Genomic DNA, 15700 nt, shown 5'->3' with positions numbered 1-15700 from the left:
TTTCAGCATATAAATCCAGTAATTAACTTTTATTTAACCAGAAACCAGTTTTATCCACTAATTCTAAATTTATGTGAAGCATTTCATAGACGCAAAATGGTTGGCTTAAACATTATCCCCTTTTTGCGCTTTTTTTGACCATTTTTGGCTTTTGTTACACATTGAAATATAACTTTTGCTGTGCGTAATATGGCTATTCGTTCGCTAAAAATAAGAAAATAGTATGCAAGCAACCGCCACAACACTCGACCATGAGCAGGAACATGTTCCGGTAAACTCACGCAATAAAGTCGTTATTGCCTCGCTTATCGGCACCGCGATTGAGTTCTTCGACTTCTATATTTACGCCACCGCTGCGGTGATCGTGTTCCCCCTTATCTTCTTCCCCCAGGGCGATCCCACTGCGGCAACGCTACAATCGCTCGCCACCTTCGCTATCGCGTTTGTGGCGCGTCCGATTGGCTCTGCGCTATTCGGCCACTTCGGCGACCGGGTAGGCCGCAAAGTCACGCTGGTGGCTTCGCTGCTGACGATGGGGATCTCCACGGTCATTATCGGTCTGTTACCGGGCTACGCGACGATAGGTATTTTCGCGCCGCTGCTGCTGGCGCTGGCGCGTTTCGGTCAGGGACTGGGGCTGGGCGGCGAATGGGGCGGCGCGGCGTTATTAGCGACGGAGAATGCGCCGCCGCGCAAACGCGCGCTGTATGGCTCCTTCCCGCAGTTGGGCGCGCCGATCGGCTTCTTTTTTGCCAATGGCACCTTCCTGTTGCTCTCCTGGCTGCTGACCGACGAGCAGTTTATGAGCTGGGGCTGGCGCGTGCCGTTTATCTTCTCGGCGGTGCTGGTGATTATCGGCCTGTATGTGCGCGTGTCGCTGCATGAAACGCCGGTGTTTGCGAAAGTTGCCGCAGCGAAAAAACAGGTAAAAATACCGCTGGGCACGTTGCTGACGAAGCATGTCCGCGTAACCATTCTCGGCACGTTTATTATGCTGGCGACCTACACGCTGTTCTATATCATGACCGTCTATTCCATGACTTACAGCACTGCCGCCGCGCCGGTGGGGCTTGGCTTGCCGCGCAATGAAATACTGTGGATGCTGATGATGGCGGTGATTGGTTTCGGCGTGATGGTGCCCGTCGCCGGCCTGCTGGCGGACGCATTTGGCCGTCGGAAAAGCATGGTCATCATTACCACGCTCATCATTCTCTTCGCGTTGTTCGCCTTTACCCCGCTGCTGGGTTCAGGCAATCCAGCGCTGGTATTCGTGTTCCTGTTGTTAGGCCTGAGCCTGATGGGGCTGACCTTCGGCCCAATGGGAGCGCTGCTGCCGGAGCTATTTCCGACGGAAGTGCGCTATACCGGCGCATCGTTTTCCTACAATGTCTCATCGATTCTGGGCGCTTCCGTCGCGCCGTATATTGCCGCATGGCTGCAAAGCCACTACGGGCTGGCGGCGGTAGGGGTTTACCTGGCGTCAATGGCGGCGCTGACGCTGATTGCACTGCTGTTAACCCATGAGACGCGTCATCAGGCGTTGTAATAGGGCGCCGGATGGCGTCATCCGGCGCTACGTTTCACGTTACTGCTTCATCTGCGTTAAAATCGTCCGGCACTGATTGGCTTCGCCCTCAGAGGGCGAAATGAGCGCCAATAGCGCGGCGGCGGGCGTTACCAACGTCGCCAGCGCTGCCGCAACCGCGCCGCGCGCAATCAGCGGGCCGGGCTTGACGCCCGCCTGCGGATTTTTAAATGTCCCGCGCACGTACAGCGGCGATCGCAGCGTAATAATACGAATCCCCTTACTTTCCGGATCAATGGTTAAATCGAGCTGTTCAGAGGCGAAGCTCGCCGTACCGGTCACGTTAATCAACGCATTTTCTGTATCAAAAGCAAAAATTTGCGGTCGCGCCACGCCGTTCGCAATATTGAGATTCGCCGCCGCGCAGTTAACCCGCACTTCGTCATCGCCAAAAATCTGCCCGACAATATAGTTGCCGACGTTCAGCCCCACGATTTCCATCAGGTTGCGGCTAATCAATCCATCATTCATCAATAATTTGAGATTGCCGTTACTGTTGCCAAGCAGCGCGGCGACCGAGTTGCCCGTTCCGCGAATATCCGCATCGCCGTTCAGCTCGCCCAGCGTTTTCTGCATCAGCTCCACATCCGGCATCAGTTCTTTAAGCTTCAGCCGACGCGCCTGTATATCCGCCCGCCCCTGCATTGGCTTTTTATCCCCTTCCAGATGGATGTTGGAGACAATACTGCCGCCTGCCAGACCAAACTTCAGCGGCTGTAGACGTAAGTCGGCGTTTTTCAGGATGATATGGGTCGAAAGATCGCTAATCGGTAGACTGCCGCCATGCTCAATACGTCGGCCTTTAAACCGGACATCGGCGTCCATAACGTCCCATTTGTCGGTTTCAAAGCGATCGTAAGGCAACACTTTATCCGCCGGCTGAACATTCTTCTCGCCTTTGCGCTGTTCAGACCGTTTCGACTGCTCAGCGTCTTTCCCGGAATCCACGCCAATCAGCGGCCCAAGATCGGCCAGTCGTAACTGGCGCGATTCGACATCGCCTTCCAGTTTAGGGCGCGGTTTAACGGTGGTATAAGTGAGGGAGCCGTGGATATCACTGTCGCCAATGCGCCCGTTAAAACCGCGATAATCAAATACCGATGACTTTTCGGCGTCAATTTTCGCTACCAATCGCCCATCGGTCTCAAACGGCGGCGTATCCGGCAGCAGCACGCCGGTTAAATCATATAAATCGCCCAGTGAATCGCCAGAGAATTTAAGCCGCAGATCGACGCCGCCCATTTTCATCGGTTCGTTCACCACGCCGCTAAAAGCCACCCGCGTATTACCAGAGCGGAAATCGGCCTGCACAGGAAAAGGCGTACTTTCGCTGCGTAGCGCCAGCATACCGCCTATTTTCCCCGTACCGGTCAACGGTTCCCCGTTATAACGCCCCTGCGCCTTCAGGCCGAAGACATAGTCGCCCACGGTGGATTTGTCTGCTTTGCCTTTCGTTCCCGTCACTTCGCTGAACGGCAACGGTTTGCCTAACGGATCGACCAGAATAGTGATATCCGCCTTGCTGACCTTATCATCGATCGCGATTCGCCCCTGGTCGAAGAGAATATTATCCAGCCGGAAGGACCAGGCGGAAGGTTTAGCATTGGGGTCCGTATTCTTGTCTTGCGCGAGGTTAAAGGTCCAGTTATTGGTTTTCTCGGACAGACGAATAAGACGCGCGTCGGGTTTCACCAGTTTGATCCACGGCAGCCAGACGGTTTTGGTCAGGAGCGCCAGTGGGGCAAGCGTCGCCTCAACGCGTGGCAGATGCACCATCGTGACTTCCGGAATATCCGGCGGATTGCCGAGAATGACGTCTTCCGCGTGAACATGCGGCCACGGTACCCAGCTTCGCCAGCCGGTCTCCTGTTTTTGGCGTTCCCACACCACGCCTAAATCGCCGCGAATAGCGAAAGGCCGGTTCAATTCGGTAGAGACTTTCTGGTTGATGGTCGGTTTGAGGCGGTTCCAGTCAAATGTTGCGATCAACAAAATCACTATGGCGATCAACAACAAGAAAGTCCCTGTGATGGCGGCGGTTATTTTGCCTGCTTTAGTCATGTGTTATTTCCTCACTTCTTCCCTTGCCTGTCCTAAAGATAGTTCAGCCAGACGAAAAAGGAGGATGACCGCGCCTCGTAATACCACGTATTACGGGAACAGTCTGGCGTTACAGGGTCAGAATCACCTCTTCGAGCGATATCAGCGGCACGGGTCGAGAAAGAAAATAGCCCTGGGCGGCAAAGGCGGGCGAACGCTGCACATCACGCCACTCTTCCAGCGTCTCCACGCCCTCGACAATAACGCCGCGGCAGTAGCGGTTCATCAGTTGCAGCAGCAGAGTGAACAGGTTGCGTCCCTCCGGGGACTGACGCAGCATGACGAACAGCTCGCGCGCCACTTTAATGTAGTCATAACGCACTTCGCTCAGCGCTGAAAAATTGGCCATACCAGTACCAAAATCATCCAGCCACAGCGGGCCGAACTCACACATCGAGGCGAAAGAGGAGTCTTTCGGCAAACGAATATGTTCCACCAGTTCGAAACGCAGCCAGGGTAAGCGCTCCATCGCTGCCAGAATGTCCGGCTGTCGTCGCATGGCAATCAGCGTAGGGCCGTCGACATTGACCGATGCCAATAAGTGATGGCGAGTGAAAAAATCCGCTTTTTGTTCGAGCTGATGAAGTTGTTCTTTCACTACGTCAATGCGGTGTCGAACCGCTAACTCCGCGAAATAACGATCCGGGGCAATACGTCTGGAAGGGTTATCAGGATGGGTGACGACAGTGAGAAGTTCAACCGCCATCAGACGGCCATCTGTCTGGTATATCGGCTGGTAAGTATAGGCACGCTCGCATTGCAGCCAATAGCGCCGTTCCTGCAAATTCTCTATACCTGCATCAGGAACGCGTAGCTGCTGGATAACCTGCTTTATCATCTCAGTTGTCCTGTTAATGGGAGTGTGACTGTCCGGACTCGTCAAAGGTTATCGGCGTTCAGGCAGAGAACTTTACCCTCGGTCCCTGGCAAAATAAAAACAGACCCCGAAACTTGTCAAAAATACGCACTTGCTCAAAAAAATAATGGACCGATGTTTTAATATCATTGACCACTAAACATCCACAGCGCACACTAACGCTAATTTTTACAGATCAGGTTCACGACTATGTCTAAAAAGATTGCCGTGATTGGCGAATGCATGATTGAGCTGTCGCAGAAAGGCGCTGATGTTCAGCGCGGCTTCGGCGGCGACACGCTGAATACCTCCGTTTATATTGCCCGTCAGGTCGATTCTGCCGCTCTGGCCGTTCACTATGTGACGGCGCTGGGTACCGACAGTTTCAGCCAACAGATGCTGGAGGCGTGGCAGCATGAAAATGTGGATACCTCGCTAACGCAGCGGATGGAAAATCGCCTGCCAGGCCTCTATTACATCGAAACCGATGACACTGGCGAGCGTACCTTCTACTACTGGCGTAACGAAGCGGCAGCGAAATTCTGGCTGGAGAGCGAGCAGTCAGCGGCTATCTGCGAGGCGCTGGCGACCTTCGATTATCTCTACCTGAGCGGCATTAGCCTCGCGATTTTAAGCCCGACCAGCCGTGATAAGCTGCTGTCTTTATTGCGTGAATGCCGGGCCAACGGCGGGAAAGTCATTTTTGATAATAACTATCGCCCGCGTTTATGGACAAGTCGCGAAGAAACGCAGCAGGTCTATCAAAAGATGCTGGAATGTACTGATATCGCCTTCCTGACACTGGACGATGAAGACGCGCTATGGGGTCAGCAACCCGTGGAAGAGGTCATTGCCCGCACCCATGCGGCAGGCGTGCAGGAAGTGGTGGTAAAACGCGGGGCGGACTCTTGCCTGGTCTCGATTCAGGGCGAGGCGCTCATTGACGTTCCGGCAGTGAAACTGCCGAAAGAGAAAGTGATAGACACTACTGCCGCAGGCGACTCCTTCAGCGCCGGTTATCTGGCCGTTCGTTTGACGGGCGGCAGCGCGACGGATGCCGCGAAGCGCGGACACCTGACGGCCAGCACGGTGATTCAGTACCGTGGGGCCATTATTCCGCACGACGCGATGCCGCAGTAAGTCATTCGCTCTTGCCCGGTGGCGCTGCGCTTACCGGGCCGACAGGCGGCAGCTTACTGTGCCGCCGGTGTCTCCGTCACTTCCGGATGCGCCTCATCTGCTTCAACAGCGGCGGCAGTTGTCGGGACCATGATTTCATCCCACGTCGCCTTTAACGCCTTCATATTAAATTCCGGCTCGCCTTGCGGTTGCAGCAAAATTAATGCCATCTCCTGCGATAGCTGCTGACGTAGATTCTGATTGAGCATATCGACGGTCAGGTTGTTGAGGAAATTCTGACGCAGCTTCTGATACTGCTCCGGCGCGATATCCACCACCTGATTCTGCAGTGAGCGCATACGCTGTCCAGTCAAAATGTCAGTATCGGTACGCGCGTAGGTCGCGAACAGCTTTTGCAATTCGAGATTTTTCTGCGCCACCAGCGCAGTAAACTCCTCTTCCGACAAACCTTTATCGCGTACTTTCGCCAGTTCATTCGCCACCAGGCTCAAATTGGTATTGAGCTTATCATTAGGTGATTCAATGTTGATGGCGCACTGCGCGCGCAGGAACAGAACCCGGCAGTCAAACCCCAGACCAATATCTTTCGCGTTATTTTTAGTAAGCTCTTGCTGGATATGCCAGAACAGCGCTTCGCGCGCCAGATCCGCCTGCCAGTAGCGCAACAGCGCCGCCGACTCGCGAATCGGTTGCCACGGCGTATCCCACATAATGGAGAGACGATCCTGGCGCACCGCATCGGTCATAATGCTCACTGATTCCGCCCGCAGCGGCGAAAGCGTCGGCACCGGGGCGGGCGTTTCGCGTTTACCTTTCAGCGTACCGAACGTTTTATTGATCTGCTCGGCGACGGAGCGCGCATCAATGTTGCCGACAACAATCAGCGTCATGGCATCCGGGGTGTACCATTTTTCATAGAAAGCCTGAATTTTGGCTGCGTCTACCGGCTGCTTTAACGGTTCCGCGGGATCGTGCCCCAATAACGCCGACCCTTTCAGCCGATAACGCCACCAGCCCTCTTTAGTATCTGCTGGCCACGTCGCAACCATATCTTCGCTGCTTAACGCATGATTCACCGTCTCTGGCGTAATGGTTAATTTACCGGAGACGTTAGCCAGATAGGTCAGCGCTTCTTTCAGCAGATCGTTACGGTTATTGGGTAAACTGAGGTTATAGAGCGTGGAATCATAAGAAACAATAACGGGCGGCATGGGACGTTTCGGATCAAACCCTTGCTGCCATAAAGAACGTGCCTGTGCGGCATCCAGACCACCGCTTTGCGTCAGCGCGATACGGGGAATCGCATGGCTGAACCCGCTCTGTTGCGTACTTTCGGTGAGCGAACCGGTATTAACCTGGAGACGAACTTCAATACGATCGCTGGGGCGCTGAGGCGTAGCCAACACTTGCCACTGTAACCCATTAGCCAGCGTCCCCTGTTGCCATGCCGGATCGGGCTGGAGCGCATCTGCCTGCACATAGCCGGCAGAGGCCAACATCAACAGACTGCCCGCTAAGAGTCGAATTTTTGTGCCCTGCATGTGAACCCCTGATCAACAATCCTGGTAATAAAAAGACAGCCCCGGCAGGGATGCCTGAATATGACGTAAAAACACTTCGTGTTAGACCGCGAGAACCTAAAAATGTCACGGAAGAAGTGAAATAATCCCTAAGCATCATGCTGTATGCTTTGGGCGCAGGGGTCAATTATGCGCAAACACCCGCAGTCCTGGAAGGGACTACGGGCATAAGTGGCGAGATTAGGAGGAAATTTCGTGCGTTTTGCCATCCGGCGCACGATTATTAAGCACATCGTCCAGCTTTTGGTGATCTAACTCTTTCACCCATTTGGCAACCACCACCGTCGCCACGCCGTTACCCACCAGGTTAGTCAGCGCGCGCGCTTCGGACATAAAGCGGTCGATACCGAGGATTAACGCCAGTCCCGCAACCGGTAAATGTCCCACGGCGGAGATAGTGGCCGCCAGCACGATAAAGCCGCTTCCGGTCACGCCCGCGGCGCCTTTTGACGAGAGCAGCAACACGACCAGCAGCGTTATCTGGTGGAAGATATCCATATGGCTGTTGGTCGCCTGGGCGATAAACACCGCCGCCATCGTCAGGTAGATAGAGGTGCCATCGAGGTTGAACGAATACCCCGTCGGGATCACCAGCCCTACCACCGACTTACGGCACCCCAGTTTTTCCATCTTATCGAGCATACGCGGCAACGCTGACTCGGAAGAGGAGGTGCCGAGCACAATGAGTAATTCTTCCCGGATATAGCGAATAAATTTAAAAATGCTAAAGCCCGTTACCCGTGCAATCGTCCCCAGCACCACCACCACGAAGAGAATACAGGTGATATAGAAGCAGATAATGAGCTGCCCCAGTTGCACCAGAGAACCGACGCCGTATTTACCGATGGTGAAGGCCATCGCGCCGAATGCGCCAATCGGCGCCAGGCGCATGATCATATTGATGATGCCGAAAATGACCTGCGAAAAACTCTCAATCACATTGAAAATGAGCTGGCCTTTGCTGCCCAAACGGTGCAGCGCAAAACCAAACAACACCGCAAACAGTAAGACCTGCAGAATGTTGCCGCTGGCAAACGCGCCGATCACGCTGCCCGGTATGACATCCATCAGGAAGGCAATAATGCCCTGCTCCTTGGCTTGTGCGGCATAAACGGCCACCGCCTGCGCATCCAGCGTTGCCGGATCGACGTTCATCCCGGCGCCAGGTTGCACAACGTTGACGATGATAAGACCGATAATCAGCGCAATCGTACTGACAATTTCAAAGTAAAGCAGCGCGACCGCGCCGGTACGGCCCACCGCTTTCATGCTTTCCATGCCTGCGATGCCCGTCACGACAGTACAGAAAATGACAGGAGCGATGATCATCTTAATGAGCTTAACGAACGCGTCGCCAAGCGGTTTCATTTGTGCGCCCAGTTCAGGATAGTAATGGCCAAGGAGAATACCAATGGCGATTGCTGTCAGGACCTGAAAATAAAGACTTTTGAACAGAGAGGTTTTCATAGGGTGTCCTTGAAGTAAAAACCACAGGTCTTGTAAGGTTATGAGTAACCTGCGGCCTTAAAATAACACCCACACAACATGACAGAAATGCGCCAGGATCATAATTGAAACAAAAATGTTAAAAAGTTTGAGCTGGCTCGCACAAGCGCGACCTTTTTTAACTTTTGTAATCAGGATTTTCGTGCGACAGATACCGTTCTTCAAAGATATCCGCGGGAACGGGCCGAGCAAACAGGAAGCCTTGCGCGACGTTGACTCCAGCCTGTTCCAGCCACGCGCGTTGCGCCTCGTTCTCCACGCCCTCGGCAATCAATTGTAAATTAAGACTGCGGGCCATCAGGATAATCGCCGTCACCATACTGTGATCATCCGGTAACCCATCGACAAACATTTTATCAATTTTAAGGATATCGACCGGTAGCGACTTCATATGCTGTAACTGGCGCAGCCCCGCGTAACCCATGCCAAAATCATCCAGTGCGATACGCACGCCAGCATTACGTAACGGACGTAAGATAGCGACGGCAGCGTGCGGATCGTCGATACGGCGGCTTTCAGTGACCTCAAGAATCAGCGTACCCGGTTGAATACGATAGCGGTTTAACAATTCCAGCAGATCCGACACCATGCCAGGGTGCATGAGCTGCAACGCGGAAAGATTGACGGAGAGCGGCAATGTCACGCCGCGCTCCTGCCAGGCGGCAAGCTGGCGGCAGGACTCTTCCAGCACCCAATGGCCCACCGTGACCATCAGGCCGCAGGATTCAATGCGCTCAATCAGCCCCTCCGGCAATTCCCAGCTACCGTCCGGCTGCTGCATACGTAATAAGGCTTCGGCGCTTAATACGTTGCCGCTGCGCATCTCGACCTGCGGCTGCAGCCAAATGGCAAACTGATGGTTATCCAGCGCGGTAAGGATATCGCTCTCTTCGGTAAGACGCTGTTGAGCGGCCTCCATCTGCGTCGGGTCAAAGAACTGGATCTGATTTTTACCTTTTCGGCGCGCGGTAAAGGCGGCGGAGACGGCGCGCCCATAGAGCTCTTCGGCGGTCAGATCGCCATAATACATCGCAATGCCAATACTGCAGCTTGGGCGCAATTGAATACCCTGGATGGGCAGTCGTTCATTAATGATAGTGAGTATTTGCTGACCTAATGTGATGGCGTGCCACGGCTCTTTAACGCCGTGGGCGATAATGGCAAAGTCATACCCGCTGACCTGCGTAAGCACCATGCGCGGCGCCAGCACCGACTTCAGCTTCTCAACCAGCGTCAGTAATAGAATCTCCCGCTGCGTTTCTTGCAGCACGCCTGCCGTGTCACGCAACGTTTCGCACGTCACGATGATAAGCGCGGTGGTTTGTTGGCGGGTGATAACCTGTTCCAGCAATGCCATTAAAAAGGCTTTATTGGGCAGCTCGGAAACCGGAAAACGCATCGCGTTGTCCGTTTGCTCCTCGCGTTGACGCTGCATAAGCTGCTGGTTGAGGTTATAGCTGCGCACCAGCATCCCAATTTCATCATCCTGATGCAGACGCGGCAACGCCAGCTGATGTCCGATCAGCTCCTGCTGCGGAATGTCGTTCAGCTCGCGGGCGATTTTGCGCAGCGGATGCACAATCAGGCGGTTTACGCACCAGGCGATGGCCACCGTCAGGATCAGCGATAAAAGTAAGTAAATGGTCACTAACGTAGAGAGCGCGCTCATGACGAACTTGTACATACGGTACGAATCCGCCTGTAATACAAGGTAGGCCAGCGGTTGCGGATTGGCAGGACGCTCCAACGAATAAACCGGCAAAGAAATTTGTACCGGCAGTTCGAAGAGACGCGTCACCATAACCGGGACGGGGCGTTCAGGAATGAAGCGCTTACGCAACGCCTGGAACTGATTCGGCAATACCACATCGGCGCGACTCACCACGCCCGCAGGTTTAATACTTTCCAGAATGGTTTCCGCGCCGGGGAGATCCGCTTTTAGAATCGCGGAAGAAAGAGGTTCCCGAACAGATCGCGCGATACTTTCCAGTTGCGTAGCCGTGTTGTAGCGGTTCTGCTGTACCAGATGGAACAACAAAACGGTGCAAAAGACAAAAACAAACACCATGACAACGGCCGCAACCATTGCCATCTGTTTAATTGTTAACGAGCGGCTGACGCGCAAATTGACTCTCCCTGGATATCCCGGACTGCCGCCTGAGTATACCCGATTGCAGCGGCATTAAGAGAGGCTGTATCTGAAAAGGACTTTTCTGAATAACGGTTAATGATAGCGTCTGATGGCGCTGCGCTTCTCAGGCCTACGACGCCTGTCAATTCGTAGGCCTGACGCAATGATTACCAGTCAGCGTAAGGCACCAGAGGCTGCGGCGGTAAATCCATATCCCCCTGCCAGCCCGCTGCGGAATAACGGACATACAGCAGCAGATGACTGGGGGTATAGTCTTTCGCCTGCTGAATATCGACAGCCGTACCCACAAACCAGTTGGCAGTGACCCGGCGTTCAATGAGCGCCCGCGCGGTATAGCCAAATCCCTGACTGCTGCCGCCGCCGTTGGTCTGGTCACGCGCATCCTCCTGATAATCTGCCGGGATCAAATTCATCAGCGGATAACGCGGCATGGTACGGTTGCGGGAGTGCGACCAGGATACCGAGCCGCCTAACTCCCACGACCAGTTTTCCGTACGCTGCCGCCACATCACCGGCACCGCAAACGACAGGTATTCCTGCGGGCTATAATAACCGCCCTGACCCAGTGAATAACCGCTCAGATCTTTGTCGTAATGCCAGATCATGTTATTCAGCCCGACGGTAACGCGGCGGTTATTCTCGTTAATCACCTTATAGTAATAACCGGTCATCCAGCGCACGCGCCAGTTATCTTCCACATTTTTACCACTTAACTGGTCGCCGCTGAGCGACGCCCAGACACCGTTTGCTTCGCCTTTATCATAGCTGAGACTGACGCCGCCGCCGTTGGCCCGCACGCCGCCCCATTTGGTGCCGGTATTGCTGCTGGCGTCCTTTTGCCCGCCAAACGCCAGCAGTGAGCTGGAGATCGGGCGACGATGCGCGTTCAGGGTATAACCCAACGGCCCGATATCGTCGCTATAGCTGACGCCGCCGACCACATCAACGACATTAAAGCCCATCGGCGTCGTGCCGATATCCCAGCGCCAGGTCTCATTCTGCCAGCCGACCGCCACGCTCGCGCCCGTATCGGCCTGGCTACGATGTCCGCTGCATTTCTCCAGCGTACAGGTACCCCAGTTATTATCGTATTTTCCATCCGCATCCGTAGAGAAGCGGCCAACATCCATATTCACCATATCAGTACGAAAGAACGCCCGTCCGTCCGACCAGGGCGCATCCACCTGAAGCATCGTGGTATGCGCCTTCAGATCGGAGTAACCGCCAGTCCCGCTCGACCCCCAATAATCGTGCGCCAACGTGACATTGAGATCCTGCTGACGGTACAACTCCGCCGCATCGCTACGCACGCCGCGTTTTAGCCAGTCATCTTTTTCATCATTGCGCGTCAGGCGGGTAAAGGTATCGTTATCCAGGGGACGAACCGGCGTAATCGCCGCGGCGACCATTGCCTCTTTGTAGGTCTCCAGCGCCCGCTGCGGCTCGCCCGTTTGCGCCTGAAAAGCGGCGGCGTCACGCAATACCATTGCGCTTTCCATTGATGGCGGCTGTGCTTTTGCCTGCGGCGTAATGCGGTTAAAGATCCGCGCCGCCGCCGTGATATCGCCAAGCTGGAGCTGCGCCAGCGCGACGCGGCGCTGCATGTTAATAGAGGTGATTTGCGACGCAGGCAGCGCCGCCAGTTGAGCGCGCGCCGCGGCGTTATCGCCCTGTGCGATGTCGATTTCTACCCGCCCCAGCATGGCATCGACATTACCCGGTTCCCGCGCCAGAACGGCGTCATAAGCGGCGCGGGCCGCCGCATTATCGCCACGCTGCTGCGCCCAGTCCGCCAACGTTAACGCAATGCGCGTAGAGGGCGGCTGCTGACGTAACAACGCTTCCGCTTCGCGTTCTTTGCCGCTATCGCGCAAGCGGTTAGCGCTTTCCAGCACCTGGTTACTTTGCAATCGGCCCGCCAGTTCCTGAATATTGCTGTTCCACTGGCTGGTCGGCAGGGTATTGAGATGCGCCAGCGCCGCCCGGTCCCGATCGCTGCCGGAAAGATAAAGCCCATAAGCATAGACCTGTTCCGGATCGTTTGGCTTCTGCTGCGCCAGAGAGCGCATTTGCGCATCGGCCTGGGCGTGCTGCCCGGCCTGCCACAGATCGCGTGACAGTCGGTACGTTACCCACACGCTCCCCGGATCTAATGCCAGCCGACGACGGTGCAGTTCTGCGGCCTGCGCCCATTTGCCCTCGCTTTCCAGCGTTTCCGCCTGCTGCGCCAGACGGTCATTTTCCAGACTGCGTTCGATATCGTCGATACTGCGCCGCTGGCTGGCGGAAAGAGAAGCGATAAACGCGGCGGCTTTTTGCGGCGACTGCTGGCGATAAAGATTCGCCAGCCCGCGTACAGCATTGCTATTACCGCTATCCATACGCAGCGTCTGCTGATAATAACGTTCGGCGGCGGCATTATCTTTGCGCGCCATCGCCACATCCCCCAGCCCCAGCACCGCGTAGCTGTCGGTGTTATCCACTGCTCGCGCCTGCTGATAGAAACGCTCCGCCTGGGCCAGATTATTCGCTTTTAAGGCCGCGTCGCCCTGCTGAATTAACAGCCAGTAGCGATTGACCTTCAGCAGACTCTCCCACTTATCGCGGCTGCTGCTGTGCGGCGCCATCGCCAGCGCTTTTTCAAACTGCGCGACGGCGCGGGCGCGATCGCCACGCTGTGAGTATGCCTGCCCCAGCGCGCCGACCGCCTCGCTGTCGTCCTGCCGGGCGCTCACCGCCTGCTGCAATTGCGCAATGGCCTTACCGCCTTCTCCGGCATTAACCGCCGCGATGCCCAGCGAGCGCGCGCGGAACGCCGGATCGGCTAACTGTTTTTGCTGCTCGCTAAGCTGGGCGCGGGCGGCAGACACGCTATCGCCTTCGCTAAACTGCGTCAGATAGTCTTGCAACGCTTTTACGCTGGCGTCGCTCACCGGGAGATCTTTTATCTGCTGGTACCAGATGGCGGAGGCCGCGCTGCGTCCCGTACTGGATTTCGCCATCTGTTTAAGCACCGCGAATCCCTCATCGCGCCGCCCGCTGGCGAACAACAGTTGCGCCAGCGCATTTTGCAGAGCGTTATTACCCGGACTGACGGCATTGATTTTCTGTAGCTGGTTAATCGCTTCGTGACGGCGGGCGGGCAATTTCGCCACGGTCGTCCAGTATTCGACCGCCAGTTCGCCCTCCGGCGGATAACCTTTAAACAGCTTGTCGTAGCTGGCGATCGCTTGTTCAGTATGGCCGGTCGTCGCCAGTAAACGCGCCTCCTGCAAAGACTGGCGTCCTTGCGGCGTGGAGAGCAGCATCGCGGTGCGGGAAGATTGATACGCCGTCGACTCCGGCGCCAGTTGCGCCAGCCGGTCAAGTAACTTCTGCGCCCCGTCGCTATCCCCCTGCCGCAACAGATAGCGGAAACGGGCGGCGATAACCTGTGGATCATTGGGGTCGATCAGCTCCAGGCGATAGAGCGACTGACGGACTAAGTCCTCACGGTGCGTGGCCTCGCCCAGCCGAACCTGCTCCAGCAACTGTTGCTGCGCGGAGGTCGCTGCGCCGGCAAGCGGTGTTAGCGCCATACCAAGCGATAAACCCAACAATGCCCGAGAAACGCCCCTTTTGCCAGGTAAGGCGTTTCGACCGCCAGCCGGCAAAAAAGCCTGCATGAGACTTAACGTGAACTTACGCATTCCTGGCCCCAGTCAGGTAATAATTCACCTTTGACGGTGAAGCGAAAACGGTGCTGATCCCAGCCTTGGCCAAAGAGAGTCAGCACATAGTTGTAATAGGCATCGCTGCCAGGAAAATGGTCTGCGACCCGCTGTCGCTGCACGGCCTGGGCGTCGCGATTTTGCAGGAAAGGCAGTAAGGCGGCGGAAAACCCGACCGGCCCCGTCCCTTGCGCGTTCCCGCTGACGACATCCACTTTCTCCGGTGGAACGCCGTTTTTCATCGTTAACGTCGCCATCGGTTTAAATCGCGCCAGTAAACGCGCTTTTTGCGGATCGCCATCATGCATCATTCCCGCCCATAAATAGACGCGAATCGCATCGTAGCTACTGATCAGCGTCTTTTCCGCTTTCAACTGCCAGCCTTGCTTGCTTTCATAACGCACCCAGTCCGGCGAGAAACCTTTCGGCGCGGTTTCCAGCAAAAGCCGCAAATTGGTTTCCCGTAACGTCGACCACGGCGCGCCAAAACGGCTAAAGTATTGCGCCAACTGCGGCGGCAGATAGCTTGGGTTAAAACGCCAGCTATTCGCCTCGGCAAAGCCGATTTTGCCAGGTAGCAGCATTGAGCCCAGCCCCGGCACATTCACGACCTCTTCGCGGGCGATGCGTTTTAGCAACGCCGTGCCCACCTCGGTATAACGCGTCTCTTTCCACAGGCGACCGGCCTCCAGCAGCGACCATGCCATCCAGATATCGCCGTCGGACGCGGAGTTGCTGTCCAGCACCGACCAGGTGTCGGGATCTTTTTGTCCCCACAGCCAGGCGGGCAGATGTTCACGCAGCGATCCCTGCGCCAGATTGTTTTGCGTCCAGTTAAACAATTGCGCGAACGCCGGTCGATCGTTCGCCGCCAGGGCAAAGAACATGGCGTAGCTCTGCCCTTCGGAGGTGGTAATTTTTCGCGCATCGCCCGGATCGATAACGCGTCCCTGCTGGCTAATGTAATCTTTCTTGAACTGTTCCCACGCAGGCCAGCTACAGGCTGCCTGCGCATTTATTGCCGTCAGCATGACGAACATCGTTATCCACCCGCGCAGCATAGTCATCATG

9 protein-coding genes are annotated in these 15700 nt (G+C 55.6%); 2 read left to right on the top strand and 7 right to left on the bottom strand.

Features of this window, described 5'->3' with window-relative positions; all coding sequences use genetic code 11:
• The first annotated feature begins 223 nt into the window (after positions 1-223).
• Positions 224-1546 (top strand): MFS transporter, encoded by a 1323-nt coding sequence (locus J4617_RS16355; RefSeq protein WP_001148981.1) that lies wholly within the window; start codon positions 224-226, stop codon positions 1544-1546.
• Between the two features lie 39 nt (positions 1547-1585).
• Here J4617_RS16355 and J4617_RS16350 read toward each other — a convergent pair whose 3' ends face one another.
• The gene (locus J4617_RS16350) at positions 1586-3646 is read right to left on the bottom strand and encodes an AsmA family protein (RefSeq protein ID WP_017465319.1); all 2061 of its coding nucleotides are present in this window, start codon (positions 3644-3646) and stop codon (positions 1586-1588) included.
• Between the two features lie 109 nt (positions 3647-3755).
• Positions 3756-4523 carry a cyclic-guanylate-specific phosphodiesterase gene (pdeH, locus tag J4617_RS16345; RefSeq protein WP_000595626.1) on the bottom strand — a complete coding sequence of 256 codons (768 nt, stop codon included), beginning with the start codon at positions 4521-4523 and terminating at the stop codon, positions 3756-3758.
• A 228-nt stretch (positions 4524-4751) separates the two neighbouring features.
• Between pdeH and J4617_RS16340 the strand changes: the two genes are divergently transcribed.
• Entirely contained in the window at positions 4752-5681 is a 930-nt protein-coding gene (locus J4617_RS16340; RefSeq protein ID WP_000037575.1) for a sugar kinase, read from the top strand.
• 53 nt (positions 5682-5734) lie between these two features.
• Here J4617_RS16340 and J4617_RS16335 read toward each other — a convergent pair whose 3' ends face one another.
• From J4617_RS16335 to bcsZ, 5 genes are all read right to left on the bottom strand, one after another.
• Entirely contained in the window at positions 5735-7222 is a 1488-nt protein-coding gene (locus tag J4617_RS16335; RefSeq protein WP_001163180.1) for a pitrilysin family protein, read from the bottom strand.
• A 219-nt stretch (positions 7223-7441) separates the two neighbouring features.
• Positions 7442-8728: a C4-dicarboxylate transporter DctC gene (gene dctA / locus J4617_RS16330; protein WP_000858228.1), complete on the bottom strand. Its 1287-nt coding sequence runs from the start codon at positions 8726-8728 to the stop codon at positions 7442-7444.
• A gap of 157 nt (positions 8729-8885) precedes the next feature.
• Complete coding sequence (hmsP, locus tag J4617_RS16325) at positions 8886-10892, bottom strand: biofilm formation regulator HmsP (protein ID WP_017465318.1); 2007 nt, start codon at positions 10890-10892, stop codon at positions 8886-8888.
• 173 nt (positions 10893-11065) lie between these two features.
• Positions 11066-14608, bottom strand: a complete 3543-nt coding sequence (gene bcsC / locus J4617_RS16320; protein WP_017465317.1) for a cellulose synthase complex outer membrane protein BcsC — start codon at positions 14606-14608, stop codon at positions 11066-11068.
• Positions 14590-15699 carry a cellulose synthase complex periplasmic endoglucanase BcsZ gene (bcsZ, locus tag J4617_RS16315; protein ID WP_017465356.1) on the bottom strand — a complete coding sequence of 370 codons (1110 nt, stop codon included), beginning with the start codon at positions 15697-15699 and terminating at the stop codon, positions 14590-14592. Before bcsZ ends, bcsC begins: the two co-directional genes overlap by 19 nt.
• Position 15700: the final 1 nt, after the last annotated feature.

The organism is Salmonella sp. 32010601201800023SM (genome assembly GCF_017572235.1).
Classification (GTDB): Bacteria; Pseudomonadota; Gammaproteobacteria; order Enterobacterales; family Enterobacteriaceae; genus Salmonella; species Salmonella enterica.
Note: the sequence above shows the minus strand (reverse complement) of the source record. Positions and strands in the feature narration are given on the sequence as shown.